Genomic DNA, 24,608 nt, shown 5'->3' on the forward strand with positions numbered 1-24,608 from the left:
CCAAGTACTTAGTACTTGATCGAAATGTGTGGAATTTGGTTTTTAGCAATCGCTGTAATTAACTCTTTTATTTGAGCTTCTGGAATCCCTAGACTCAAACCCTCAATTGCAGAGAAAGCTTCGCGATTAATGGTGCGCATGTGTTCAACATTGGCTTTGCGTTGTTCTTCAGCTTTGCGCTCAGCATCCGCTTTGGCTTGAGCTTCTTTCTCAATACGCAAACGCTCAGCTTCAACCGATTTTTGGCGATCAATTTCAGCCTGCTTTTCACGCTCAATGGCTTGTTGCTTTAATTGCTGTTCGCGCAATTCAGCTTGTTCTTTTTCGAGCTTTAAACGTGCTTCACGTTGTTCTGCTTCAAGCTTTTCTTGCTCAGCTCTTTTATGATCTGCAAGTGCTTTTGCTTCAGCTTCAACACGTGCTTTGTCTGCAGCTTCACGTGCAATTTTTTCGTCACGTTCTTTCTGCTGGCGCTCGATATCCGCTTGACGTAAGCGCTCTAATTCAGCGCGTTCAGCTTCAAGTGATTGGGTTTCAGATAGGGCATTACGCAAAGTTTCTAATGTTTCGAGCTTTGCTAATTTCGCTTGCTCTTCATACTCTTCGAATGATGAATTAATTGCTTGATCATTAAGTGTTGCGATAGCGCCCTCAATCATTGAAGAGTTTGCTGTGATTAAGAAATTGTTATTTGCAAAATTCTTAATTGCTTCAATTGCACCTTCATGCTTCGCCACACGATCTTTTTCCGCATTTTCAAAATCGGTCAATGGCTTGCGGATTTCCTCTTGTAGTAAATCCATGTTGTCACGCCAAAATTTACGATCAGCATCAATCACGCCTGATTGCTTTTTAATTTCAGCAACCATTTCTTTACCGTAGTTATCTACAGTGGTTTTAGTGCGAGCAAGGTTGTAAGCGAATGACTTAAGTGCATCACGCTCTTTTTTAACGCTCATGTCAAAGATTACAGAGCGAGCTTCTGTTGCAATTTTTTCGAAAAGAGATTTAGTTCCATTTTCAGTTTGGAATGCAGAAACAATCGCATTTTGTTCTAATACTTGTAATTCCATTTTATTCTCCTAAGCCACTTTGCAAGACCAAATGTTTTTGAACCAACCACATGAACAATTCCATGAGTGACCATTTGCTCCTAAGGCTGTTTTGTTTTGAACGGTGCGACCACAGTTGACGCAATGAATGTAATCGATGCCGTAAATAGGTTGTTTAGAAAGCATATTCATTGTTGTGGCTCCTTAATCCATTTGTGAGTGGACATAGCAATCCACACCCAAGCTTTTCAAATGATCAGCCATAGCTTGAATACCAACAGTATTCTTATTGCCTTGCCCATAACTTCCTGAAAGTACAAATGCACCAGCGAAAGACCAATGTTTGTAGCAATTAATTCCCGCTTCGCTTAGAGAAGATTCACGCACTCGATTTAAGCCACAAATAACAACTTTATCTAAATTGCATGTGCCACCATCTTCAACCTTGTCAGCAGCCAATTTTCCAATGATTCTTGCTTCACTTATTTGCTTTGAGAGCAAAGAATATTTCTTATCACTCATTGTTGTGACTCCTTAGCTTCAGCATTGAAATCACCTTGAATCGGTTTACCAATTACAACTGCTTTGCTGATTCTGTTAATAAACGCTTCAGTTGCACGGCATGAGTCATAGCAACCATTCGATTTTGTTCTTGCGCCAATATGAAAAATTCTTGTTTTAAGGTATGAGGCAACCATAATGTCGGCAGCATATGAATCCCACAAACAACCTTTAAACGCTTTAGTGCGGACCGCTTTTATTTTTGGGAAAATTACACTAGGTTCTTCGATGCGTAAGTAGAAAGTTCTATCTCCAAAACCATCTCTAGTGCCCTCAACATGTGCGAATATATTAATTAATTCGCCACACTGTGCGTATAAAGCCTTGAAACTTCCATTCTTAATTCTTGCCAATTCATGAGGACTGAATTTCTCGAATGCTTGGTCAGATAAATCTAAATCAGCAGCAGTTACATATTTGTAGTTGCCGAAGGTCATATCACTTACAGTCACACCAAGACAGCCTTTAGGAATAACTTCTCCGCTGTATTGCCCAATTGAAGCAAGATTAAAAACTTCGATAGAGTAAATTTTCACAACTCACCCCCTTACCAAAGCGATATAGAACATCGCACCGATTAAAAAGATGATGATTGAGCCAAGGAGTAAGCTTTGAACCTTATCCCATAAGCGACGATTCGAAATCTGTTCGATCGTCAGTAGACGTTGTGGTTTTTTGTGTGACATAATGTTCTCACTCACAGGTAGTATGTGGGTCACGCTCCAGGTTGTTCACGCAACGCTGGAGCTTTTCTTTGTTTGTGAGATAATAATGAACCATAAGTACATATATGTAAAGTACTAAAAGTACATTTATTTGAACTTTTTGTTCATCTTTATGTTTTAATAGACAAAAGAAAACCCGACAGAGGGTCGGGTTAGATGGAGTTTGTTAAATGAAAATACTTTTAGTTATAAGCTTCATATTTCAACTAATAGCTATTGTTGCTTACATTTTTCTTTTTGATTTACTGACCTATATTTCTGTATTTTCTCTTTGGTTAGGATCTATTCTTTTTGGTTTTAATTTTAAAGAATTGCTGAAAACCCCCTAAAAAATATTAAGCCCTTATTTAATAATTGCAATTACACCAGTAACGGCAGCAATAAATGCGAGTAATAGACCCAAATAAACAGTCCAATGAGGTTTAGAAGCCTCCTTGATTTGTCTACTTAAAATCTCATTTACATAAATAATATAATTACTAAATTCCATACACCCCCATAAAACACCTAAGCCGCATATAGCGGCTTTTATTTCTTAAAATTTTCTATGTAGACCAACAACCTTGCCAACCAAGCGACAATCCTCTGTCAGCTTGATAATTTGCTCGGGCCAGTTCGGATTAAGTGGCTGCAAATATTTATCACCACCCTCAATGATTAATTTTTTAAATGTCGCTTCCGTGTCTCCGCTACAAGCAATAATCACCAGATCATCGGTTTTTAAATCAAAAGTCTGTATGTCGGGATTTACATAGATTCGGTCGCCTGGCTTAAACTCAGGCTTCATAGAATTCCCAACAACAATAAGGCCATAACCATTCTTACCACACTCTTTGAGTGGAGGAAGATGTTCATCAACTTTCGTGTCTTTCAGGATGGTTTCGATTGAATCAAAAGATCCAGCAGCTACCCATGAAATAACAGGAACAGGACGACCCTCAAGAGGAATCTTTTGGGACAAATCAACATTGTTATCCAATTTTACAGGCGCATCTTTTCCTGTAAGAAGCCACTCAACACCAACACCTAGCCACTTTGATAAATCAATAATTCTTTTTGTGTCAGGTAGGGCTTCCCCATTTATCCACTTTCCTGCGGCTTTAGGTGTGATTTTAAAATAATTAGCTAACTCAGTCGCCCTTCCACGAACGGGCAAACCTTTCTTTTCGAGCGCTTCATTAAGTCGATCTGAGAATTCAGCCAAATGATCAGTCATTTTTAATTACCTAAGAACCATAGGTTCATATTAATACTTCTTGAAAGAAGTATCAGTTCTTGTTAAAGTTGAACCATAAGTTCATATTGGAGGTTAAAATGAACCTAAAGTCGTGTATTGATGATGCTGGCGGTGTCTACACAGTAGCTGCTTGGATCGGAAAAACTCCAAGAGCTATGTACAAGTGGATTGAGAAGGACTCGCTACCACGTACCGAGTACACCGGACAAACAAATTATTCAGAAATTATCGAGACGAAGACAAAGGGGAAGGTTTCTAAAGAAATACTTCTGAAAGTCGGACTCCCTAAGTAGGTAAAAATTATGAGTCTTGAAAAGAAATCTACACATGTTCGCTTGTCTCCTGAAATCCATGAGCGGGCAAAACTACTTGCCGAAATTAAGGGTAAAGACCTTGCTCAATACCTGGCGTATCTCCTAGAGAAGGAAATCGTCGGTGAGTGGCATGTACTTAATTTACAAGCAAAATCATTCGAGCGCTTGGGATTGGGAGCTTTAGTAAGGGATCTGTCTACAGACGTAAGCTTTGGAGAGGGATCGGAAGGGATTCACGGGGATTTAGACATTAAAAAAGCCTGATGGTTTAGATCAGGCTTCATATATTCAAAACCTAGAGGGAAATGAACAGTGAATATGTTAGCACAATTTGGTGGAAACCAAAAAAGAATGAGCCATCGCGAAGTTGCTGAATTAACTGGCAAAGAGGCACGCCATGTAAAACGCGACTGCGAAGTGATGTTTGTTGAACTTGGTTTGGATCCAGAAGGGTATGCCCAACCTTGGACACACCCCCAAAACAGTCAAACATACATCGAATACATGCTTACTCGCGACTTAGTTGAAACACTTATCACTGGTTACAGCATTAAATTACGTCATGCGGTTTTACAGCGCTGGCGTGAGCTTGAGTCTCAAGTCAGTTTACCATCCTACGCAATCGACGACCCAATCGAACGCGCGAAAAAATGGATTGAAGAAGAAAAGCAAAAGCAAGCTGTAATTCACCAGTTAGAAATCGCAGCTCCAAAAGTCGCATTCGTTGATAAATACGTTGCAGGCGATGGCAATAAAACATTCCGTCAGGTTGCAAAGCTATTGCAGATCAAGGAATACAAGTTCCGTGAATTCTTAGAGTCAAACCGAATTATGTACAAGCTCAATGGCGAGTGGACTGCATACCAAAACCATGTAGATGCAAGGCGATTCCATGTCAAAACAGGCGTAAGTGATTCAGGTCACGCATTTAATCACGCCTTGTTTACACCAAAAGGTATCGAGTGGATTGCTGGGGAGTTGGCTAAGTTTAATTTAAGAGGTGTGGTGTAATGCATTACTACAAGAAAAACATTGGTGACTATCGAGGCGCAACCTCTCATCTAACACTGCTTGAGCATGGTGTTTACGGCTGGCTTTTAGATACCTACTACATGGATGAGAAGCCACTTCCGCTTGATGAGCGTCAACTATTTCGTGTTGCTTTGGCTCGTACAGATGAAGAAAAGCAAGCTGTGCGCGATGTGCTGAATGAGTTTTTTGTGAAAACAGAAAATGGTTGGCTACACAATCGCTGTGAGTTGGAGATCAAAGCTTTTCACGCAAAAGCTGAATCTAATCGAAAAAACGGGAATAAAGGCGGTCGACCTGCTAAAGAAAACCCACAACAAAACCCAGAAGAAACCCATTCGGTTAATTCTGGGAACCCACAAAAAACCTTAACCATAAACCAAGAACCATTAACCATAAACCATGAACCAATAACCAGTAACCAATATATATATACGCTCGATCTCGATTATGTGAACGCGAATTTATTGAAGTCTGGACGTAAACCAGTTGACCAGAAATATATTGACCAACTGCAACCACAGTTCGAGCTGTACTACGCAAATCAACCCATGGTTGATAACAAAGCGCTAGTGAAATTTGTTCAATGGATTATGCGCAATCAAGATCAACCTCAAAAACAACAATCCATCACCAAAACCACAGCTCAGATTCTCGCTGAACAACGTATGCAGTTAGATCAACAGCAAGGACAGGTGATTGATGTTGGTGAGCCAAAAAAGCCATTACTGATTGAGGAGGTGGGTCGTGCATAACGGGATCGCCTTAGACAAGGCACGCGAATACTACGACATCATGCAAGTGATGTATGGACACAAGTTTATTAGCCAATTTAACGGCATGACTGACCTGAATCGCATTCTGAACATCATCAACGGTGCTTTGGCAATGTTGACTGATGAACAATTTCAAAAGGGCATGGCTCAACTGAATGCAAAAGCTGGATCAGGTGATTTCTGCCCAACACTTTCTGATTTTAAAACTTGGTGTATGGCTGGCAGCTGGTGGACAGCAACAGAGGCTTGGCAACGTGCTTGTGATTATTCAAATCAATCTGAGCTTGAGTTGCTGGAAGGGAAATTGAAAGTTACTACCCTGACCAAAAAGGCATGGGACTCGGTTTACTGGCTGGTTGAGCAGGGAAGCATGAAGGAGGCTTTCAAGCAGTTCAAATCGATCTATGAGACCTATCTAGCCAAAGCTCAGATGCAAGGTCGTCAGCAAGAGTGGTATGTGCCACCGAAGATGATTGGCTCAAAAGAACCAGTGAAGTTTATTCCTAAAACTTATAAATCAAATCTAACGGATGAGCAGAAATCTATTGCTGATCTCACAACAAAAATTATGGCAACTGGCAAGTCTTGGAAGGATGCATTTCAAGAAGCTCAAATGGAAGTTCGAGGTGTCGTGAAGCCAATGATGCAAGGGGAGCAGGTATGAATGCGGTTGAGTTTGTGAAAAAGTTTGGGTGGGAAAGATCAAAAAAAGCAGTGTGGCTGTCTATCACTGAGTTTTCTAGAGCTTTTGATATTGATTCTGGTTTTATTATTTGTAGGCGCAAAGACCTAAAACGTCTAGTCGAGTCTTATGAGTTGGTGGAAAAGCATGGTGGTTTGGAAAATGCCAAAGAAGATGAGCTTTGGGCAAATGAATTGGGTTTTGGTTTTAAGGGATTAGCTCAAGCCATTCGAGACGTGAAAAGCGTAGGGGGTGGGGTGTGAGAGACTTCAATCTAATGCTTGGTGATTGTCTCGAGCGCATGAAAGAAATCGAAAGCGGTACCGTTGATATGATTCTTTGTGATCTACCTTATGGCACAACATGCTGCAGTTGGGATGCTGTAATTCCATTTGAACCACTTTGGGCTGAGTATGAGAGGGTGATCAAACCTAATGGGGCAATTGTTCTATTTGGCGCTCAACCTTTCACAGCAGTACTTGCTTGCTCAAATCTTAAATTGTTTAAGTATGAATGGATTTGGGAAAAGCCAGCTGCTACAGGTTTCTTGAATGCTAAGTTGCAACCACTTAGAGCTCATGAAAATGCATTGGTTTTTTATAAATCACAACCAACATATAACGCACAAAAAACTTATGGGCATGAGCGAAAAACCGCAAAACGCAAAGACATTGGTTCTGAACATTATGGCAAACAATTAAATATCAAGGACTACGACTCAACTGAACGGTACCCACGTTCAGTACAAGTTTTTAGCAGTGATAAGCAGAAATCAAACTTTCATCCTACACAAAAGCCAGTTGCTCTTTGTGAATTCTTAATTCGCACATACACAAACGATGGCGAGACTGTTTTAGACAACACAATGGGGAGCGGTACCACTGGCGTAGCTTGCGTAAATACTGGTCGTCACTTTATTGGAATTGAGAAAGAAGAAAAGTATTTCGAAATTGCTAAAGAGCGTATTGCATCGGCTGGAATTGAGAAAGAAAGACAGCCTGACTTATTCGAGGTGGCGGTATGAGAAAAATCACTGAATGCTTTGATCAAATGTTGAGTGTTTTGATTTTTATCACATTCAACTCTCGTGCAGTAAATCGATACGACATAACTGAAAAAGTTTTGGATAAAGAAATCAGAACAGCACAACGATATTTAAGAGATTTAGAGGAACTTGGATTTATCCAAAGCAAACGTCGTAAGGGATATAACACAACGATCTTTTACGAACCAACCGACAAAGCAAAAGAATTATTTAAGGTGGCACTATGACAACTATAAACAACTCTGAAAACTTGATTGAGAAAGTGGGTGGGATTGAGAAGGCGAGGGAGATTGTAGAGGGTGCGCCTGGACGCGCAGAAGTATGTATTCCTTGCCTTGAAGACGTTATGTATTTCGCTAAAAGAGATGATGGCAAGTGGTTTAAATGGAGTAATGGATATAACCAGTGGCTTGAGTATTTCGGAAAAGTAGATCCTATGGATTTAGCTATGGATTTAAACGACCTCCGCACCGCCATTGTAGAGCATGACCGAGAGTTCAAAATTGGCGACCATATTCGCTATATGGGAATTGATAGAAAATCACCACATCCAGAGATATTTGAAGTAGTTGGCTTTGATTCAATGCCAGTTGGTGGCAATGGCTACAAGATTAAAAATAGGTTAGGACAAATTGATTTTTGTTATGGCGACAATTACGCACTTGTTGATTGCGACAACACAAACAACGCCACAGACATCCGCAATCATGTTAGTCCGAGTACGAAGTTGGTGGATTTATGAGCCTATATCCAGAAACCCACATCATAAACATCAAAGACGATGAGAAAGTCATTAAGTTTGAGAGAGTGTTTCAACGTGCTGAGTGTAAGCATAGTCACATTGAAATTTCAGAAGAAGATAACGAAGTTTTGTGCCTAGATTGCAAAACTAAATTAAATCCAATCTGGTGGATATCTAAATATTTAAAGCATCTCAACCAAGTAACTGAACGAAATAATCGAATGTTGTCTGAGGCTAGGGAAATCACTAAGAAGCTTGAAAATAAAAGCAAATTCATGTGCAAACACTGTCATGAAGTAAACACAATTGATTTCAAAAAATTGCCAAGCAAAGCAGCAATTGAGCGTGGAATGTCGGTTATCAATGAAGAGTTTGAGGGTATTAGAGTGGAGGCAGAACGTCATGGATAAGTTTGAAGAGTTTATTGTCAAAAAATACCCAAACAGATCAGCAAAAGTTCTTTTACACAAACTTCAAGATAATGATGGCACTTGGTTCTATGCGGTCAAGGAAGTTCAAGATCAAAGTGACGCTTGGCAATCCCGAAAGGCTGAGCTAGACCAAGCATACGCAGATATAGAAACCTTTGCTCAAGCACATCAAAGAGAGTGTGACATCAAGGTTCAGATCGCAAATGAGTTAAAAGAGAAAGACAAGCGGATTGAAGCAGCTTTGTTTCAAATGCGTCAACAGGCTTTAAGTTTAAAAGAGGATTGTGATGGGTATAAAGATCCTGTTGGCATATGTCAATCCGAAGGTGTTGATTGGTGTGTAAGATTTTTAGAGAAAGCACTACAAGGTTTCCAAGGGGATCGATCATGAAACTAGTTTATGGTGTTGGTATAAATGATAGAGCAAGAGTCTCCTCTACAGATGGAGTTATTGTGAAAGAATATGCTCTTTGGATTGCTATGTTGAAACGTTGTTATTCCAAGAAATTTCATGAATATAAGCCAAATTATATAGGCTGTACAATCTCAGATGATTTTAAAAAATACTCATATTTCTATGATTGGTGTAATCAACAAATTGGATTTAATTTGCCTGACTATGAGTTAGATAAGGATCTTCTATCTGGTGAGAATAAAATATATAGCCCAAGCACATGTTGTTTTTTACCAAAATCATTAAATCTCTTAATCACCAATCTGAAATCAAATAAAGGGGAATTACCTTCAGGTGTCTCATTAGATAAACGATATGGGACTTATTTAGCAAAGCTAAGGGTAGATGGGAGGCAAATTTACATCGGAACTTTTAAAAGTGAATTAGAAGCATGGATTGCATATAAAAATGCAAAAGAAAGTGAAATCAAAAGGCAAGCATTACGTTTTAAAGAACAAATATCAAAGTCTGCTTTCGAAAAACTTTTTAATTATGTAGTTCAAGGTGAATAACAATGCAAATTCCTAAACCCCTCATCATCGGCATCGATCCAGACTTAGAAAAATCGGGGGTGGCTGTCTTAGGACAGTCATTCGAGCTGAAGAATTTAACCTTTGCTGAAACTGTTGAGTTATTCCGCAGTCATCAAGATCAGATCAAGAAAGTGGTGATCGAAGCAGGGTGGATGAATAAAAAATCAAATCTACATAGTCGTATTGGTCAATCTAAGCGTGCAGGTGAGCGAATTGCTAAGAATGTAGGTGAGAACCATGCAACAGGCAAATTACTTGTAGAAATGGCGAAATCTTTCGGTTTGGCAGTGGTTGAAGTAAGACCAACCAAAACCAAAAAGAATTCAGAAGAATTTAATCGCATCACAGGCTGGCAAGGTCGAACGAATCAAGAGCAGCGTGATGCAGGTATGTTGATTTGGGGGATGGTTTGATGGGCGAATATGATTGGGCATTTTATTCAAGAGGATGCTACTGGCTATTTGAGCATTGGCAAGAAGATGGGAAAAACATTTACGGCAAGGCTAAGTTTAATGACAAAGAACAATTTATTGCAGGTGCAGGTAAACACCTAAGTTCAAATCAAATAGAAACCCTTGAGAAAGGTGAAAGCATTTCGATTAAACAACCTGATGGAACAACGTACTTTTTTAAATATGTGAATTTGGTTTAAGGGGCAATTATGAACGCAGCGGTGAGAATTATGGATTGGTCTAAATACACAATTGATGGATGGCTTGAGCAATTTGGTGCTTGGTGTGAAACCGCTCGTTTAAAAGGTGGTGAATTGCCTGATGGTCTACATGTTAATCAGATCTATTGGTTGATTCGTGAAGCAGATAAAACGCCACGTAACTCGAAGTGTTATATCCGTTGTGAGATTAGCGACTTTGAGGCAGAGCAGGTACAGGCGTTGCTGAGAAGTATTTTTAAAAGTGATTCAGTGGATTATCAGGCGAAGTATGCAGTGATGTGTTTGGTTAAGCATAAGGTTGAAAATCGAAGTTTAAGTGCTGTGGCTCAGATTACTAATCAGTCTAAAGGGCAGGTGAATATTGTAGTTGGTTGTGCTAGATATTTTTTACATGCTCATGATAAAAGATTAAAAATATCATTAGCTTATGTTGTTTAATGGTATAATTATTGAGCGAACTTGAGAGGTGCTACCAACACCTTTCAAGCTCTAATCACATTGAAATTGAGGCTCCAAAATGACTGTGCGCAATAATACTTGTGCTGCGGATGCTATGCAACGTCAGCATGAAAACTTTATGAAATTATGTGAATTATCCTATGAGGGATTTGGATATGATTTCTCATTAACAAAATTCAAGTCAGGAATAAGATCTGTGGTTGAGGTTGTTTGTCCCAAACATGGAGTATTTAGAACACGAGCTAAAAAACTGCTTGCAGGAAGAGGTTGTACTGCTTGTAATGATCAAAGCCTAATGGATCATGATGGAATGGTTTATGTGATACGTTGCCAAGGAAATAATGAAATTTTTTATAAGGTTGGAATTACAACAAAAACATTAGAAGTTAGGTTTGGAGAAAGAAATTTAATGCCTTATGAATATGAGGTATTAAGCTTATTTACTGGTGACCGCAAAAAGCTTTACAGGTTTGAAGCAATTTTAAAAAGAAAGCTTAAGCAATTCTCCTATAAACCAAAGATTGATTTTGCAGGGAGTTCAACTGAGTGCTTTAGCTCAATTGAGCCAATAAGAGATAAAATTGAAGTATCTTCAATAATTAGTGTTGACTTGTTTAAACGCCACATATAGTATTCGTGTTATAGTGGACGAAGTTATGGTAATCCACACAGTTTAAATTTCATATACCCATCTATTCCAATACGTGGGTATTTTTTTGTCTAAAATTTTATAAAGGTGCTTGTGACGTGCACAAGCGAATAATGGGAGAAAAGCCATGAAACGCTTAGCTTTAGCATAAAAATAGACTGCAGGTCATAATAAAATTAAAAGGTGCGTAACAGCGCCTTTTTTGCGCCATTAGCTCAACTGGATAGAGCATGGGTTTTCTATACCAATGGTTGTAGGTTCGAACCCTACATGGCGTGCCATATTCTAAGGAGAACAACATGCTCCGAATAAAACAAATCTTCTGCCGTCACGTATGGGAATATTCAGATTTCTTTACAGTGAGAGAGTGTCGGAAGTGTGGGAAGGTTAGGCCTATTTAGATTTTAAAGAGAAGTGATTTATGCTGTATAGCGGATCAGGCAATTCTAATCGGTCACTTCATCTTTAAAATTGAACTATTCGGGAATTCCGAATAGCTGATAAGCGCAAAACGTGTAGCAGGGTAAATGTATGTTTAAGGGGGATGACATCAAATGTCACCCTTAATTAGGTGTAATCACACCATTTTAAACCTTTCGAATTCGAAACCTTTAACCACCTCAACGGTGGTTTTTTAATGCCTAGAGGAAAGTGGGATGTCAAACGAAAAACAAATTGAACAAGAAATTCAAGACAAAGGCTTGAATGCACCTCGATTAACGCCTGATCTTATTGATTCAAAAGTCAGAGCAATTCGTTACCTAACAGGTGATATTGAACCTGCTTATGCTGTTGGTGATTGGGAAAGTGATAAAAGCACCCCGTGTTTAACCATTTGCATTTTAACCTTGGAAAATGGTTTTACAGTCACAGGTGAGTCAGCTTGTGCAAGTCCTGAAAACTATGATCGAATTATTGGTCAAAAGATTGCATACGAAAATGCCCGCAACAAAATTTGGCAACTGGAAGGCTATCTTCTAAAAGAAAAGCTTTATCATGCTGAATTAAATAAATAATTCATAACCTTTAGCTACGTTTCCTTTGCCCCGAAAGGGGTTTTATTTTGTCTTGGAGAAAGCCATGCGTTTAGGTCGAATTGTATTAGCAGCATTAGGTATGAGCGCAGCGTTTGCCGAACCTGCACAGAGAAGTGCAAGTGATTGGGATTCAATTACATGGCGAGAGCCAGTAAAAGGAAAATCAAAACCCAACAAGATCAGCCAAGCAAAAAGACGTAAGTATAAACGTCAAGGTCGGTTGTGATGGACAGAACCGAAGCGCTAAGCAATCTCAAGCGATATGAATCTGAGATCAGTAAATATCAAAGCTTATCTCGTGGCCTTATGACTCGTGATGAAATGATTGTCATTGATCGAAAGATTAGTCAGTTAAAAGAAAGAACTAAAGCAATTAGAAGTATGTTGAGTGATTGATATGAAACATAAAAAACTTATTGAGCGTTTAGGTGTTGAGAAGATTCAGGACATTCTAGATAACGCCCATGATGATGCAGTCTATTACGTTGATGAGTGGAATGAGCATTTTAAGGTTCATGGCTACTGTACAGATAAGTGCATCATTGGTGTTCACAATCCTCAGACACATTATCGATTGGAAACTTTAAGAAAGTTTATTGGTGGTTGATATGAAATTCCAAACAAAGATGCATGAAGTAGATGCAATTAGTGTTGATCGAGTGGTTTCATTAGCAGCCAGTGACTTTGGTAAGCTACCTGTATGGATTAAAAAGAAATTTGAAGAATCCTGCTTGTTCATTGGTAAGCATCATGTAGTTGTTCATGACATATATCACTGCCAAATTACTGGTAAGGATGATGTTCTTATTTTTAATTCATCGAAACAAATTGAAGTTATGAGCAAGAAAGACTTTTTTGATCGCTATGAAGATATGTGGGACAAGAATAATAACAGCATAGTTTGAGGTGCGTATGACATGCCAAGGCTGTGAACAACGTCGAGAATGGATAAGGAAACAAAGTGAACGAGCAAAAGAACGAATGCGGTTGTGCTTGCAGCGCCTTACTGGTCAAGCTGGTAGAGATGAACAATCTTCTAATCGAACAGAACAAACAAGTGATGCAACAAAGCAACAAGGTGATCGAGCAGAACAATCAACTCATTCAGATCAACAACGAACAGGCAGCACAGATTAATCATCTGCTTGAGCATTTGGATTTGGATAGTGAGGGTGAGAGTTCTGGTTATTTGGATGGGTGAGATATGCGAAGAGCTTTGATACTTAAACGGGTAGCTAACAATAAGAAGTGCGTTGCTATTCATGATGCTGAAACTGGTGAGATTCTAGCTGATCAATTGTCATGTGAGATTGTGAATAAACCAGATGAACCACTACACGCAATCGTCAAGATTGGATTGTGTGGAATCAATAAGATAGTTGGTGATGATGAAACTGCAACGATTACAAACCAAGCTACAGACAATCAATCCCAAGCCCAAGAATGAATTAAGAACTTCATGGCGTGATGGCAAATCATCTACTCAACGTGGCTATGGTTATAAGTGGCAACAGTATCGCTTGAAGTTTTTACAGTTGAATCCGCTTTGTATTTATTGCGAAAGAATAGGACAGGTTACAGAGGCGACTGTAGTGGATCATATCAAGCCACACAAAGGCGATAAGACATTGTTTTGGGATACTACGAACCATCAAAGCCTTTGTGCTTCTTGTCACAGCTCAGTAAAACAATCTGAGGAAAATCAATAATTTAATGAGAATTATTATCATTTGGCAGGGGGGAGGTAAAATCTTGAAATATTTGAAAATTTCTAGACCGCCCACCATCTCATTTACAAAAAAAATTCTGTTTTCAAAAAAAGTTAATCAAAAAGTTAACTCAAAAGTTAAAGGTGAATTATGTCATTAACTGCAAAAATGAGAAAATTTGCTCAGGCTGTAGTTAGTGGTCTAAGCAATAAAGATTCTGCAATTACAGCAGGTTATGCAGAAAAAACAGCAGCACAAGCAGGGGCAAAACTTGCTAAAAACCCCGACATTATCAGCTATATCGAAAAGTTAAAGGCTGACAAAAAGTTAACTTCTGACACTCAAAAAGTTAAAGCTGAGAAAGAAAAAGTTAAAGCTGAGAAAGAAAAAGTTAAAGCTGAAAACTTTGTTGAAGTTGTGAGTGTTGAGCGCATTGAACCCGAAGTTGAACAGGCGAATGGTCAATTTGTTGGGCGAGATGATATTGCCATAGGTGGTATTGATGATCCGCTTGAGTACTTAAAAACAATCTGGACAGATAAAAATGAAGATCCAGATTTAAGACTTAAAGCAGCGCAAGCGGCTATGCCTTATGTGCACGGAAAAGTTGGTACCAAGGGTAAAAAAGAATCTCAAAAAGATGAAGCAAGAGATATTGCTGGCGGTGCAGGTAAGTTTGCAACTAGGGCGGCACGAAAACGATATAGTTAGGTGATTTATGGAATGGACAACTTCTTGCAAAGATTGGGAAAAGAAGATTGTCAAAGGTCAATCCTTAATTCCATGTAAGCCGCTGTTTGAAGATGAAGCCGAAATGGCTTTAGATGTTTTTAAAAGCTTGATTGTCACTGATGTTATGGGTCAGCCCACAATGGGTGAAATTACAAGACCTTGGGTATTTGAATTCGTATCTGCAATCTTTGGTGCTTATAGTGAGGATGAAAGTCGTAGACTGATCACTGAGTTTTTCCTACTTATCCCTAAGAAGAACTCTAAATCAACGTTGGCAGCATTCATCATGCTTACGGCCTTGATTATGAATGATCGTCAAGCCGCAGAACTCATTATTTTGGCACCGACCAAAGAAGTTGCAGACAATAGTTATGTGCCAATTCGTGAAGCGATTAATGCTGATCCTGAATTAAAATCACTCTTAAATATTTCAGAATTTACAAAAACAATTACACACAGGAATACCAATGCCACCTTGAAAGTCGTAGCTGCTGAATCTAATACAGTTGGTGGTAAAAAGGCGTCATGGATTCTAATTGATGAGCTTCATTTGTTCCAAAAGAATTCAGGCGCTGCTGCTATGTTTCGTGAAGCAACAGGTGGTTTAGCGAGTCGTCCTGAAGGTTGTGTGATTTACTTAACAACACAATCAAGTGAAGTGCCTTGTGGTGTATTCAAACAAAAATTGGATTATGCGCGTGATATAAGAGATGGAATCAAAGAGAACAGAAAATTTCTACCTTTGATTTATGAGTTTCCAAAGAAAATGATTGAGGATGAAGAACATCTAAATCCTGAAAACTTTCATATTCCCAATCCGAACTATGGTTCTTCTGTAGATCCAGAACAGCTAAAAGATGACTTTGAACAATCTAAAGATTCAGATGAGGAAAATTTCCGAGATTTTCTAGCCAAGCGTTTAAATGTCGAAATAGGCATGAGCCTTCGTGCAAATCGGTGGGCAGGCGCTGAGTTTTGGTTACAGCAATCTAAAAAATTCACTTTAGATGAGCTTATAGATCAATCCGATGTTATTACCATCGGAGTAGATGGCGGTGGATTGGATGATTTATTGGGCTATGCTGTGCTGGGTCGCTTAAAATCCAATCCACGTATTTGGTGGTTACGAAATCATGCATGGGCGAATACAGTCGCGTTAGATCGAAGAAAAAGCATTAATCCAAAGTACAGAGATTTTGAGGATGAAGGCAGCTTAACCATTGTTGACAAGATTGGTGATGATATTGATCAACTTGGCATGATTGCTAAAAAAGTTTTCGATAGTGGAAAACTTTACAAGATGGGCTTGGACAAAGAGGGTATGGGTGGGTTGGTTGATGGCTTATTAGAAGCTGGAATACCAGAAGATTATCTTGTTGCTGTGCCGCAAGGGTATAGATTAATGGGGTATATACACACAACCGAAAGAAAGCTTGCAGAGGGGTATTTGTGGCACGCTGGACAGGATCTTATGACTTGGGCGGTAGGTAATGCTAGAGTTGTTATGATTGGAAACGGTATGCGTATAACAAAGCAAGAATCAGGTGTAGGAAAGATAGACCCTTTGATTGCGACATTTAACGCTGTGGCTTTGATGAGTATGAATCCTGAGCCAGTGCAGAAAGAATATAACGTGTTTTTCGTTTAAATAAATCCAACTCAATAACCGCCTTAACTGGCGGTTTTTCATTTTAAGGAGAGCCAGATGCCAGCTCTAAAAAAATCATTTGGCTCTTTTGAAATTAAAAGCACAAATGATGAAAAGCGAACCTTTAAAGGTATAGCAAGCACACCTAATTCAGATCGAGCAAAAGACATCATGGTTCCGAGTGGTGCCAAGTTTGAATTGCCACTGCCTTTACTTTTTCATCATGAACATAGTGCCCCGATTGGTCAGGTCATTGATGCAAAGGTAACAGATAAAGGGATTGAAGTTGAAATTCACATTCCTGAAATCGCCGAAGAAGGCAACTTAAAAGCCCGAGTAGATGAAGCCTATCAAAGCCTTAAATATGGATTGGTTAAAGGTCTATCTGTGGGCTTCTTGGCTGACTGGGAACAAGCCGAATTCATCAAAGGTGGTGGCATCCAATTCAATGATTGGGAGTGGTATGAGCTTTCACTTGTGACTATTCCATGCAATCGCGAGAGTGCGACAGATTATTCAAAAGCTTTCGAGGAATACAAAGCCGCGTTGGGCAAAGAACCTCAGAAAACCGTTTCAGATGGCGCTTCATCTGAGCAAAAGCACGTAATTGTAAAACTTAATAGCCCAACAAAGGGTGGAGTAAAATTAGTATGAATAAATATTTAAAACAGCTTCTTGATGCCTTGGCTGCTAAGAATCTTGAACTTCAAGGACATATGACTAAATCACTAGATGCTGGTCAAACTCCGGATGAAGATACAGAAGCAGCGATTCAGGCTGTTGAAAAAGAAATCGAAGCAATTGAAAAGAATATTGCCCGTGTTCGCAAACAGATTGAAGAAGCTGATAAAGCTGCGAAATCAGCTACACCAGTTGATGGTCAATCTGAACAAGGCGCCAAAGATACTGCAGAAGGCAAAACAACTAAAACAGTTGCTACTACTTCATCAAATCTTCCAAAAGGTGTTCCGTTCGCTCAATTTGCCCGTGCAAAAATGCTTGCATGCCATGAGCAAAAGCAAGGCAACATTCTTACAGTTATGGAAGCTGCAAAACAACTTGGTTATAGCCAAGACACGATTCAGTACATTGAAAAAGCAACACTTGGTACAACGACTGATGCTGGATTTGCAGCACCTTTAGTTCAACAAGATACATATAAGGGCGATTTCCTTGAATTGCTTCGCAATGCAACAATTTTCGATAAATTGAAGGGTTTTCGCTCAGTTCCATTCAATGTGAAAATTAACGGCCAATTAACTGGTGGTACAGCTTCATGGGTTGGCGAAGGTCAGAAAAAACCTTTAACCAATCCAACTTTTGGCAGTATTGAAATCAAAGAGCATAAACTTGCTGCAATCACTGTTTACACGCAAGAACTTCTTCGTCGAGCAGATCCAGCAATTGACCAACTTGTGTTAAATGATTTGATTGAAGCAAGTAAAGTTCTAATTGATACAACTTTCCTTGGTGCACAAGCACAAACAGATGTTACGCCTGCAGGCATCTTGAATGGGGTGACTGCAATTAAACCATCAGGCACAAGTGGCGCTCAAATTGAAGCTGATTTGCTAAAACTTATCACCACGTTCGTTGCTGCGAATCTTACCACCGATAATGCATATTTCCTTATGAGTGAAACACGTGCAATGCAGTATGCTTTGCTTCGTGATCCTTTAGGGAATACGTATTTTAACGGCATGACCTTTGCTGGTGCTGCCCGTTCACTTCTTGGTATTCCAGTTATCACTTCACAGTCTATTGGAGACAAGGTAATTCTTGTGAAAATGAGTGAATTACTAGTTGCTCAAGATGGTGGTGTTGATGTGGCCTACAGTGATCAAGCGACATTAGTTGATGGATCTACGACTCACAATTTATGGCAAGAAAACAAATTTGCTATTCGTGTAGAGAAGTTCATCACGTGGGCTAAACGTCGTGCAATTGCGGCAGCCTATATCGATTACACACCTTAATCGATAATGATTAAACAAAACAGCTCCTTAATTGGGGCTGTTTTCATATCTAAGCAATCAAAATGTTTAGCTATGGGAACAGTCTATGAAAATTAAATATTTAAAAGATACACATGACTCAAAAGTGGGTGATGTGAAAGAAATTCAAGATCATCAAGCAAATGTCCTTATTAAATTGAATTTTGCTGAGATTTATCAAGAGCAAAAGAAGCCAGCACCAAAGGCAAAACCATCTAAAACTGAAGAATAAAGGCATTAATTATGGGTATTTTTGACTGGTTTAGAGGTAAAAAGAGCTATCAAACTGCCCGTAATGCTGGCACATGGAATAGTCTTTTTGTTCAAGAGCCATTTTCAGGCGCATGGCAGGAAAATAAAGAGATTACACGTGAAGATATGACAGCCTTTTATGCTGTATTTGCGTGTATCAGTCTTATTTCAAAAGATATTGGCAAGATGCCAGTATTGTTAAAAAAGAAAAAAGAAGGTGTTTTGGTGGATGCCTTAACACCAAAAGAGTTAGTTCGAGTTTTTAGAAAGCCAAATCATTATCAGAATTGGCAACAGTTCAATGAGCAATGGACACAAAGCTTATTGTTACGTGGAAACACTTATGTTTTTAAAGTGCGTGATGCCTTTGGTGAGCTGTATCGGCTAGTTATTCTAAATCCCGATCTTGTGACTACATTGGTCGATGATAATGGAGAGATTTTTTATCAACTCAGCAATGATCGACTAACACAGACTGACAATGTGATTATTCCAGCATCTGAAATAATCCATGATCGTATTAATGCGCTTTATCATCCATTAGTTGGATTAACCCCAATCATGGCTTGTGCATTGGCATCTGAGCAAGGTATTTCAATTCTCAGAAACTCGAAAAATTTCTTTGCAAATGGCTCAAGACCGGGAGGAGTTATTGAAGTACCTGGTCCATTGGATGCTTCAAAAGCTTTAGAGGTTAAGACTAAATGGGATGCAAATTACGGTGGCGCTAATGTTGGTAAAACTGGCCTTTTATCAGATGGTGCCAAGTATGTCAGCATTGGCATGAAGGCAACAGATAGCCAACTTATTGAACAGCTAAATATGTCTGCTCGAATCGTTTGTACCGCCTTCAATGTTCCACCTTTCAAGATTGGTGTAACAGATGTGCAGGGCGCAACTAAAGTTTCAGATTTAAATGAAATCTATTATTCGGATTGCTTACAGTCTTATATTGAAGCGCGAGAGAATCTACTCGATGAGGGATTAAACCTAAGTGACCGCGGTGTTGAAGCTTTCCTTGATCTTGATGTTCTTATTCGCATGGATTCAACCAGTAAGATTGCATATTTTAAGGATGGTATAAGTGCTGGTATTTTCTCGCCAAATGAAGCGAGACAGAAATTAGGATACTTGCCTGTGACTGGTGGTGACTCACCAATGATTCAACAGCAAAACTTCTCACTGGAAGCATTAGCCAAACGTGATGCACAAGAAGATCCATTTAGTAAAACCAACACTTCAAATCAGCCAGTAGCAGAACCAAAATCTCTGTATAAAGGTGTATTTAATCCAAAATCTAGTTATGAAGTAGGTGATTTTGTCACCAAGAGTGGTTCACTTTGGCACTGTGAAAAGGAACATTCTGGCGAGTTTAATCATGAAAATTTCAAATTGGCTCAAAAGAAATGGGGTGATGAATGAGTATTGTTAGTTTAGAAACCCTAAAAGAACATTTGCGCTATGACGATGATGACAATGACATGATGTTGCAGGGATATTTAGACGCAGCAGATTCAGTGGTTAAAAACTACATCACTGATGAGTTTGAATCTGAATATCCCAAGGCAATTCATCAAGCCATTTTGTTGTTGTGTGGATTTTGGGATAAGCACCGTAATGCTGAGAGTGAAACACCAGTAAACGGTAATTATCTTCCAATGCCTGTGCAGTCTTTATTGTTTCATTATCGAAAACCTACTGCGATTTGAGGCGAACTATGGGACAGCGAGCAGGCGAGCTACTCCACCGAGTAACCATTCAGCACAAAATCACCCCAGTTGATGAATATAACAATGAACTTGAGCCGATTTGGTCTGAATACAAAAAGCTTTGGTCTAAAGTTGAGTTTTTATCTGTAAAAGATACTTTGACTGCCAAGGCTGTTGGATCAGAAACCAATGCGCGCTTAAAGATTCGCAAACGTACCGATATCACTACTGAAATGCGTGTGTTGTGGAAAGATCAGACTTTTCAGATCGTTTCACCACCTAAACCTGACAATGAAAACGCTGAAATCTATGTAACATTTGAGCTGAAATTATTGGGGTAGATATGGCTGATATTCAATTCAATATCCAAGGACTAGATCAACTCCAATCCAAACTCGAACGCCTCAATAATCCGCGCAAAGTAAAGTCTATGGTTCGTAAATCATTAAGACAGGCAGCGAATATCGTTCGTGATGCAGCGCGTAATAATGCAAAGCTGATTGATGATCCAGAAACACGCGAGAAGATTTGGAAAAACATTTCTGTTCAGGCTGGAAAAACAAGAAATCCAAGTGACATTAAAATTCGAGTAGGTGTGAGAGGTGGTGCGTCATTCTCAAACCCTAACCCACCTAATCTAAGTGGTGGTGATACGAGGCACTGGCGTTGGGTTGAATTTGGATCTGTAAATAATCCAGCCGTACCATTCATGCGTCCAGCACTTGCCAACAATAATCAGCCTGTCACAGACAAGTTTGTTCAAATGTTGAATGACGAAATCGACAAAGCTTTAGCGAGTCCTACATGAACATTTTACCAATCTTCAAAACACTGCAAGCGTCATCTGAGGTCATTGCGCTGGTTGGCAATCGAATTTATGAAGATATCGCACCTGATAAAACAGCATTTCCATATGTAGTGTGGTCAACAATTGGAGGTGAGCCAAACCATAACCTTGACTGTCCACCTCAGATAGATCACTTAACTTATCAGTTGGTTGTTTACGACACACAGGCAACCAGAGCCTCAAATATTCGAAAGCAAATCAGTGCTGTTTTAGACCCACTTTGCACAATCACAAATTTACATCCGAACCATGTTGAGCGTTGTGCTGATACCAATATTTTCGGCCGTGGCTTTGATGCGAATTGGTGGTTTGATCGGTAAACGCTAAACACAAAGAATTTTTAACCTAGACCTCCTTAAGAGGAGGTTTTTTTATACCTAAATCTCGGAGAAACCCATGTTTGGAATGCTTGAAAGTTTAACCAAAGCAGCCATTTCAGTTGCTGTAACTCCTGTGACCGCTGTTGTTGATGCTGTAATGATTCCTGTTGATGCCACCGAAGATGGCGAAGTATTTCAGCGCACAAAAAATACCTTAAACAATGCTTCTAAGAATTTTAATGAAGCAGTTAAACCAAATTCAGAAAACTAAATTATTTAAACCAACTACCACCTTCGGGTGGTTTTTTTATGCCTAAAGAGGAGATCTACTCATGGCGAAGAAAGGCGTTTTATCTAATGGTACTGATGTGTGGATTGTCCATGGCACAGTACCTGTATTAACGAAAATGGGCTGTATCAAGGCTTTAGTACTTGGGGATGACAGTGCGACAGAAGTTGATACAACCTGTTTACAAGAAACCAGTACCAAAACTTCTGAATACGGCTTAAGTACACCGGGTGAAGGTTCAATTCAAATTGATACAGATCCTAAAAACCTATCACATATGACATTGCTTAAATTAGCAGCAGAAAAAGCCGAAGTTAAAGTTTATGTCGGATGGTCGGATGGTATTGCAGAGCCAACATTGGTGAGTGAAATTGATTTGCCTAAAACTCGCACATGGTCACACTTCACTGCAATCTTGCGTAAAGGCTCACCAGTGTTCGCTGTAGATGCAATGGTCAATCATACAATCCCTATGAAACGCCAAACTGAAGTAACTGAAGAATTTAAGGTGCAAGCATAATGGCTAAACTCACATTAAAGGCGATTCAAAAATCCATTGGTGTTGGTACTTTTGTAAAAAAACCAATTAAGTATCGTGGTGCCTCAGGGGAAGAGTTTTCAGGAGAGGTTTTTGTTAAGGTCCTTACTCATGATGAACTTGCGGTTACAGCGGATGTATGGGGTTTAAAAGACAATTCTGAGCTAACGATTGATCAATACCGTAAGGCATTGCTATATCACACCATTTATGAAGATGAAGAAACAAGACTCTTCTCCAAAGTTGAAGAAACTGGCTTAGTTTCAACTGAAGTCATTGGCGCTTTGTTTGATGCAGCAGATGAAGTGGTGAATTTCACGGGAAAGCTGTGGATCTCGAATCGGGAGAAGAATTCTGGTGCGAACTTGTTATCAACGGAATCGGCGGCAGAACAATAGCTGAAGCCAAAGCTAATATTTCCCGACCTGAATTAATGACGTGGAGATCCTATCGAGATAAGTATGGATCTCTTTTTTTTGGTCGTCGATTGGAACAGGAGTTTGCAAGATTATTTGTTCGTTACTTTAATTCTCATGCTTCTGAGGATGAACGAATAGAGGACGCAAGGGAATACATGCTCCATGAAGAGATACCTCCGACAAGTTTTGAAGAGGAACGCATGAAAGCTATTAAGAAGAAATCTACTTAGGTCGGTTTCTTCATCAACTTTTCCATCATTTCTCGAAGTAGTTTTAATTCTTGAGCCTGTTCTTTATAAATTCTTTCCATAGATTCAAACTCAAATGTTTCTCTAGGGTTTGCATCAGGTTCAAAGCTTTTTTCAAGGCGATATTGTGCTTCAGCATTTATAGATCGACCACTTTCCTTGGCAGCACCTTTAACTTTATCTTTTAATTCTTCAGGTATGCGTAGATTAAATTGAACATCAGCCATATCAAAAACTATTAATTTGGGGTTTGGTAGCATTATGCTATCTAAATATGTTGACATCAATGTTATTGTTTTGCTATGTTAGTGAAGTGCTAACAAACATCACCAGGAGATATAGATGGCAAGACACGATAAGCAACTTAATGTTCGTATGGCTCATGAAACAATTGATGAGTTAAAAAAAGCAGCATTAGATAACCGTCGTTCTTTAACAGCCCAGTTAAATACTATTGTTGAAGAATGGCTTAAACAGAACCAACAGAGTGCGAAAGCATGAAATCAATAGACAACAAAAAAGCCCTGAACTTGGACGGGACGGGCTTTTTTGAAATGACAAGTTTAATCATAAAGGAAATCAAACTATGAACAGTTTAACACTAAGCTTTAACGATGTAAATTTTTCACCTGTTCAACATGATAAGCAAATATGGCTTTCATCAGGGGAATTAGCCCAAGCATTAGGATATAAGCAAGAGAACGCAGTCAGTAAAATCTTTAATCGAAACTCCGATGAATTTACTGAAAAAATGACACAAATTATTGATAATCCTCAGCTACCCAATTTGGGTATGCGGATTTTCTCGCTGCGCGGTTGTCATTTAATAGCTATGCTGGCACGCACTGCTATTGCTAAGCAATTCCGCAAATGGGTGCTTGATGTTTTAGATAAAGAAGTTGGAAATCCAGTTACTAAAACTCACAAAGAAGAACGCGAACCCCTAACCAATGCTGTAAATCTTCTTGTGGCTAAGACTAAACACTTAAATTACAGTGATGCATACAAACTCGTTCATCAGCGTTTCAACGTAAAACACATTGATGAGATTCCTTATGATGAAATCCCTGTCGCTGTGGAATATGTTCATCATCTGATTGCATCATATAGTCAGACGGAAAAACAAGGTTCTCTATTTGATAAAGATGATTATGAGTTGGTACGCCAAATGACAGAAGCAATTCTTGCTCAGAATGGCGCTATGGACAATGTTTGGAAGGCTTTAGAGCTAATAGATCCATTGTTTATCAACAATTATGCCAGCTACATCTTAAAATCTAATTCATTGGCTAGAAAAGTTAGCGCTGACTTTGATTTTCGGACTAACCGTGGTCAGCCTTTGGTTGATTCATTTTGCAGAACAATTAATTTATCAACAGGTCATCGAATAGGTGTGAATCCTAAATGGTTTAATGCGCAAGCGTGGTAATTTAACAAACCTCCTTCGGGAGGTTTCTTTTTAACCCAATAATTAGTATCTTGGTCTAAATTTATAATTTAGGGT

At 39.1% G+C, this 24,608-nt stretch carries 45 protein-coding genes and 1 tRNA gene; 39 read left to right on the forward strand and 7 right to left on the reverse strand.

The annotated features are described in order from the left end of the window. Positions 1-8: 8 nt before the first annotated feature. The 6 genes from ACG916_RS08420 to ACG916_RS08445 form a co-directional block, all read right to left on the reverse strand. Positions 9-1,073, reverse strand: coding sequence for a hypothetical protein (locus ACG916_RS08420; RefSeq protein WP_419368160.1), 1,065 nt, complete (start codon positions 1,071-1,073; stop codon positions 9-11). Between the two features lie 183 nt (positions 1,074-1,256). After that, complete coding sequence (locus tag ACG916_RS08425) at positions 1,257-1,574, reverse strand: hypothetical protein (RefSeq protein WP_419315960.1); 318 nt, start codon at positions 1,572-1,574, stop codon at positions 1,257-1,259. Beyond that, positions 1,571-2,149: a hypothetical protein gene (locus ACG916_RS08430; protein WP_419368161.1), complete on the reverse strand. Its 579-nt coding sequence runs from the start codon at positions 2,147-2,149 to the stop codon at positions 1,571-1,573. Before ACG916_RS08430 ends, ACG916_RS08425 begins: the two co-directional genes overlap by 4 nt. Before the next feature lie 3 nt (positions 2,150-2,152). Continuing rightward, positions 2,153-2,299, reverse strand: a complete 147-nt coding sequence (locus ACG916_RS08435; RefSeq protein ID WP_419368162.1) for a hypothetical protein — start codon at positions 2,297-2,299, stop codon at positions 2,153-2,155. Between the two features lie 382 nt (positions 2,300-2,681). Continuing rightward, positions 2,682-2,828, reverse strand: a complete 147-nt coding sequence (locus tag ACG916_RS08440; RefSeq protein ID WP_419368163.1) for a hypothetical protein — start codon at positions 2,826-2,828, stop codon at positions 2,682-2,684. A 45-nt stretch (positions 2,829-2,873) separates the two neighbouring features. After that, a complete protein-coding gene (locus ACG916_RS08445) occupies positions 2,874-3,554 on the reverse strand; it encodes a LexA family protein (protein WP_419258645.1) in 681 nt (226 codons plus the stop codon). Positions 3,555-3,877: 323 nt separating this feature from the next. On the opposite strand from ACG916_RS08445, the gene ACG916_RS08450 reads away from it, so the two are divergent. The 37 genes from ACG916_RS08450 (at position 3,878) to ACG916_RS08630 (ending at position 22,835) form a co-directional block, all read left to right on the forward strand. Next, positions 3,878-4,153, forward strand: a complete 276-nt coding sequence (locus tag ACG916_RS08450) for a type II toxin-antitoxin system HicB family antitoxin (RefSeq protein WP_419330437.1) — start codon at positions 3,878-3,880, stop codon at positions 4,151-4,153. 54 nt (positions 4,154-4,207) lie between these two features. Then, positions 4,208-4,900: a phage antirepressor KilAC domain-containing protein gene (locus ACG916_RS08455; protein WP_419330478.1), complete on the forward strand. Its 693-nt coding sequence runs from the start codon at positions 4,208-4,210 to the stop codon at positions 4,898-4,900. Beyond that, positions 4,900-5,673, forward strand: coding sequence for a YdaU family protein (locus tag ACG916_RS08460; protein ID WP_419330435.1), 774 nt, complete (start codon positions 4,900-4,902; stop codon positions 5,671-5,673). Before ACG916_RS08455 ends, ACG916_RS08460 begins: the two co-directional genes overlap by 1 nt. After that, positions 5,666-6,358: a hypothetical protein gene (locus ACG916_RS08465; RefSeq protein ID WP_419330433.1), complete on the forward strand. Its 693-nt coding sequence runs from the start codon at positions 5,666-5,668 to the stop codon at positions 6,356-6,358. Before ACG916_RS08460 ends, ACG916_RS08465 begins: the two co-directional genes overlap by 8 nt. After that, the gene (locus ACG916_RS08470) at positions 6,355-6,639 is read left to right on the forward strand and encodes a hypothetical protein (RefSeq protein WP_419330432.1); all 285 of its coding nucleotides are present in this window, start codon (positions 6,355-6,357) and stop codon (positions 6,637-6,639) included. The genes ACG916_RS08465 and ACG916_RS08470 overlap by 4 nt, the downstream gene beginning before the upstream one ends. Before the next feature lie 14 nt (positions 6,640-6,653). Beyond that, positions 6,654-7,400 (forward strand): DNA-methyltransferase, encoded by a 747-nt coding sequence (locus ACG916_RS08475; protein ID WP_419330476.1) that lies wholly within the window; start codon positions 6,654-6,656, stop codon positions 7,398-7,400. After that, positions 7,397-7,648 (forward strand): winged helix-turn-helix domain-containing protein, encoded by a 252-nt coding sequence (locus ACG916_RS08480; protein WP_275059751.1) that lies wholly within the window; start codon positions 7,397-7,399, stop codon positions 7,646-7,648. Before ACG916_RS08475 ends, ACG916_RS08480 begins: the two co-directional genes overlap by 4 nt. After that, positions 7,645-8,163, forward strand: coding sequence for a hypothetical protein (locus ACG916_RS08485; protein WP_419330431.1), 519 nt, complete (start codon positions 7,645-7,647; stop codon positions 8,161-8,163). The genes ACG916_RS08480 and ACG916_RS08485 overlap by 4 nt, the downstream gene beginning before the upstream one ends. Further along, the gene (locus ACG916_RS08490; protein ID WP_335987253.1) at positions 8,160-8,573 is read left to right on the forward strand and encodes a hypothetical protein; all 414 of its coding nucleotides are present in this window, start codon (positions 8,160-8,162) and stop codon (positions 8,571-8,573) included. Before ACG916_RS08485 ends, ACG916_RS08490 begins: the two co-directional genes overlap by 4 nt. After that, positions 8,566-8,985, forward strand: coding sequence for a hypothetical protein (locus ACG916_RS08495; protein ID WP_419328136.1), 420 nt, complete (start codon positions 8,566-8,568; stop codon positions 8,983-8,985). The genes ACG916_RS08490 and ACG916_RS08495 overlap by 8 nt, the downstream gene beginning before the upstream one ends. Beyond that, a complete protein-coding gene (locus ACG916_RS08500; RefSeq protein WP_419328135.1) occupies positions 8,982-9,560 on the forward strand; it encodes a hypothetical protein in 579 nt (192 codons plus the stop codon). The genes ACG916_RS08495 and ACG916_RS08500 overlap by 4 nt, the downstream gene beginning before the upstream one ends. 2 nt (positions 9,561-9,562) lie before the next feature. Then, positions 9,563-9,994, forward strand: coding sequence for a RuvC family protein (locus ACG916_RS08505; protein ID WP_004723594.1), 432 nt, complete (start codon positions 9,563-9,565; stop codon positions 9,992-9,994). Continuing rightward, positions 9,994-10,233 (forward strand): hypothetical protein, encoded by a 240-nt coding sequence (locus ACG916_RS08510; RefSeq protein WP_151803969.1) that lies wholly within the window; start codon positions 9,994-9,996, stop codon positions 10,231-10,233. The genes ACG916_RS08505 and ACG916_RS08510 overlap by 1 nt, the downstream gene beginning before the upstream one ends. 9 nt (positions 10,234-10,242) lie before the next feature. After that, complete coding sequence (locus tag ACG916_RS08515) at positions 10,243-10,692, forward strand: hypothetical protein (protein WP_419330429.1); 450 nt, start codon at positions 10,243-10,245, stop codon at positions 10,690-10,692. A gap of 79 nt (positions 10,693-10,771) precedes the next feature. Beyond that, positions 10,772-11,344: a DUF723 domain-containing protein gene (locus ACG916_RS08520; RefSeq protein WP_419330428.1), complete on the forward strand. Its 573-nt coding sequence runs from the start codon at positions 10,772-10,774 to the stop codon at positions 11,342-11,344. Between the two features lie 222 nt (positions 11,345-11,566). After that, positions 11,567-11,643: transfer RNA gene (locus tag ACG916_RS08525), tRNA-Arg, on the forward strand. A 375-nt stretch (positions 11,644-12,018) separates the two neighbouring features. Then, positions 12,019-12,378 (forward strand): Gp49 family protein, encoded by a 360-nt coding sequence (locus ACG916_RS08530; protein WP_419368164.1) that lies wholly within the window; start codon positions 12,019-12,021, stop codon positions 12,376-12,378. Positions 12,379-12,442: 64 nt separating this feature from the next. Continuing rightward, positions 12,443-12,625 (forward strand): hypothetical protein, encoded by a 183-nt coding sequence (locus ACG916_RS08535; protein WP_419368165.1) that lies wholly within the window; start codon positions 12,443-12,445, stop codon positions 12,623-12,625. Continuing rightward, positions 12,625-12,795 (forward strand): hypothetical protein, encoded by a 171-nt coding sequence (locus ACG916_RS08540; RefSeq protein WP_314341063.1) that lies wholly within the window; start codon positions 12,625-12,627, stop codon positions 12,793-12,795. Before ACG916_RS08535 ends, ACG916_RS08540 begins: the two co-directional genes overlap by 1 nt. Position 12,796: 1 nt before the next feature. Further along, complete coding sequence (locus tag ACG916_RS08545) at positions 12,797-13,006, forward strand: hypothetical protein (RefSeq protein ID WP_419330152.1); 210 nt, start codon at positions 12,797-12,799, stop codon at positions 13,004-13,006. A 1-nt stretch (position 13,007) separates the two neighbouring features. Continuing rightward, the gene (locus ACG916_RS08550) at positions 13,008-13,304 is read left to right on the forward strand and encodes a hypothetical protein (protein WP_419329403.1); all 297 of its coding nucleotides are present in this window, start codon (positions 13,008-13,010) and stop codon (positions 13,302-13,304) included. 119 nt (positions 13,305-13,423) lie between these two features. Continuing rightward, positions 13,424-13,600, forward strand: coding sequence for a hypothetical protein (locus ACG916_RS08555; RefSeq protein WP_419330153.1), 177 nt, complete (start codon positions 13,424-13,426; stop codon positions 13,598-13,600). Positions 13,601-13,603: 3 nt separating this feature from the next. Then, entirely contained in the window at positions 13,604-13,846 is a 243-nt protein-coding gene (locus ACG916_RS08560) for a hypothetical protein (RefSeq protein WP_419330155.1), read from the forward strand. Then, positions 13,785-14,108: an HNH endonuclease signature motif containing protein gene (locus ACG916_RS08565; protein WP_419340071.1), complete on the forward strand. Its 324-nt coding sequence runs from the start codon at positions 13,785-13,787 to the stop codon at positions 14,106-14,108. The genes ACG916_RS08560 and ACG916_RS08565 overlap by 62 nt, the downstream gene beginning before the upstream one ends. 150 nt (positions 14,109-14,258) lie before the next feature. Then, entirely contained in the window at positions 14,259-14,819 is a 561-nt protein-coding gene (locus ACG916_RS08570; protein ID WP_419368166.1) for a terminase small subunit, read from the forward strand. A gap of 7 nt (positions 14,820-14,826) precedes the next feature. Beyond that, complete coding sequence (locus ACG916_RS08575) at positions 14,827-16,488, forward strand: terminase large subunit (RefSeq protein ID WP_419368167.1); 1,662 nt, start codon at positions 14,827-14,829, stop codon at positions 16,486-16,488. 57 nt (positions 16,489-16,545) lie between these two features. Further along, entirely contained in the window at positions 16,546-17,142 is a 597-nt protein-coding gene (locus ACG916_RS08580) for an HK97 family phage prohead protease (RefSeq protein WP_411171679.1), read from the forward strand. Beyond that, complete coding sequence (locus ACG916_RS08585; RefSeq protein WP_419368168.1) at positions 17,139-18,464, forward strand: phage major capsid protein; 1,326 nt, start codon at positions 17,139-17,141, stop codon at positions 18,462-18,464. Before ACG916_RS08580 ends, ACG916_RS08585 begins: the two co-directional genes overlap by 4 nt. 85 nt (positions 18,465-18,549) lie before the next feature. Beyond that, positions 18,550-18,714, forward strand: a complete 165-nt coding sequence (locus tag ACG916_RS08590) for a hypothetical protein (protein WP_303577889.1) — start codon at positions 18,550-18,552, stop codon at positions 18,712-18,714. 11 nt (positions 18,715-18,725) lie between these two features. Next, a complete protein-coding gene (locus tag ACG916_RS08595; protein ID WP_419368169.1) occupies positions 18,726-20,156 on the forward strand; it encodes a phage portal protein in 1,431 nt (476 codons plus the stop codon). Further along, positions 20,153-20,443: a head-tail connector protein gene (locus ACG916_RS08600; RefSeq protein WP_004817444.1), complete on the forward strand. Its 291-nt coding sequence runs from the start codon at positions 20,153-20,155 to the stop codon at positions 20,441-20,443. Before ACG916_RS08595 ends, ACG916_RS08600 begins: the two co-directional genes overlap by 4 nt. A gap of 8 nt (positions 20,444-20,451) precedes the next feature. Next, positions 20,452-20,784, forward strand: coding sequence for a phage head closure protein (locus tag ACG916_RS08605; protein ID WP_419334855.1), 333 nt, complete (start codon positions 20,452-20,454; stop codon positions 20,782-20,784). A 2-nt stretch (positions 20,785-20,786) separates the two neighbouring features. Then, a complete protein-coding gene (locus ACG916_RS08610) occupies positions 20,787-21,251 on the forward strand; it encodes an HK97-gp10 family putative phage morphogenesis protein (RefSeq protein WP_419368170.1) in 465 nt (154 codons plus the stop codon). Next, complete coding sequence (locus ACG916_RS08615) at positions 21,248-21,610, forward strand: DUF3168 domain-containing protein (protein WP_419368171.1); 363 nt, start codon at positions 21,248-21,250, stop codon at positions 21,608-21,610. Before ACG916_RS08610 ends, ACG916_RS08615 begins: the two co-directional genes overlap by 4 nt. Before the next feature lie 76 nt (positions 21,611-21,686). Beyond that, positions 21,687-21,881, forward strand: coding sequence for a hypothetical protein (locus tag ACG916_RS08620; RefSeq protein ID WP_419368172.1), 195 nt, complete (start codon positions 21,687-21,689; stop codon positions 21,879-21,881). 61 nt (positions 21,882-21,942) lie between these two features. Continuing rightward, positions 21,943-22,419 carry a phage tail tube protein gene (locus ACG916_RS08625; protein ID WP_034616709.1) on the forward strand — a complete coding sequence of 159 codons (477 nt, stop codon included), beginning with the start codon at positions 21,943-21,945 and terminating at the stop codon, positions 22,417-22,419. Further along, entirely contained in the window at positions 22,419-22,835 is a 417-nt protein-coding gene (locus tag ACG916_RS08630) for a hypothetical protein (protein WP_419368173.1), read from the forward strand. Before ACG916_RS08625 ends, ACG916_RS08630 begins: the two co-directional genes overlap by 1 nt. Positions 22,836-23,082: 247 nt before the next feature. Here ACG916_RS08630 and ACG916_RS08635 read toward each other — a convergent pair whose 3' ends face one another. Further along, the gene (locus ACG916_RS08635; RefSeq protein WP_419368174.1) at positions 23,083-23,331 is read right to left on the reverse strand and encodes an Arc family DNA-binding protein; all 249 of its coding nucleotides are present in this window, start codon (positions 23,329-23,331) and stop codon (positions 23,083-23,085) included. Positions 23,332-23,446: 115 nt separating this feature from the next. On the opposite strand from ACG916_RS08635, the gene ACG916_RS08640 reads away from it, so the two are divergent. After that, a complete protein-coding gene (locus tag ACG916_RS08640) occupies positions 23,447-23,605 on the forward strand; it encodes an Arc family DNA-binding protein (protein WP_004817429.1) in 159 nt (52 codons plus the stop codon). An 85-nt stretch (positions 23,606-23,690) separates the two neighbouring features. Continuing rightward, positions 23,691-24,533, forward strand: coding sequence for a BRO-N domain-containing protein (locus tag ACG916_RS08645; RefSeq protein WP_419368175.1), 843 nt, complete (start codon positions 23,691-23,693; stop codon positions 24,531-24,533). Positions 24,534-24,608 lie beyond the last annotated feature (75 nt).

It is taken from the genome of Acinetobacter legionensis, from assembly GCF_048552295.1.
Taxonomy (GTDB): domain Bacteria; phylum Pseudomonadota; class Gammaproteobacteria; order Pseudomonadales; family Moraxellaceae; genus Acinetobacter.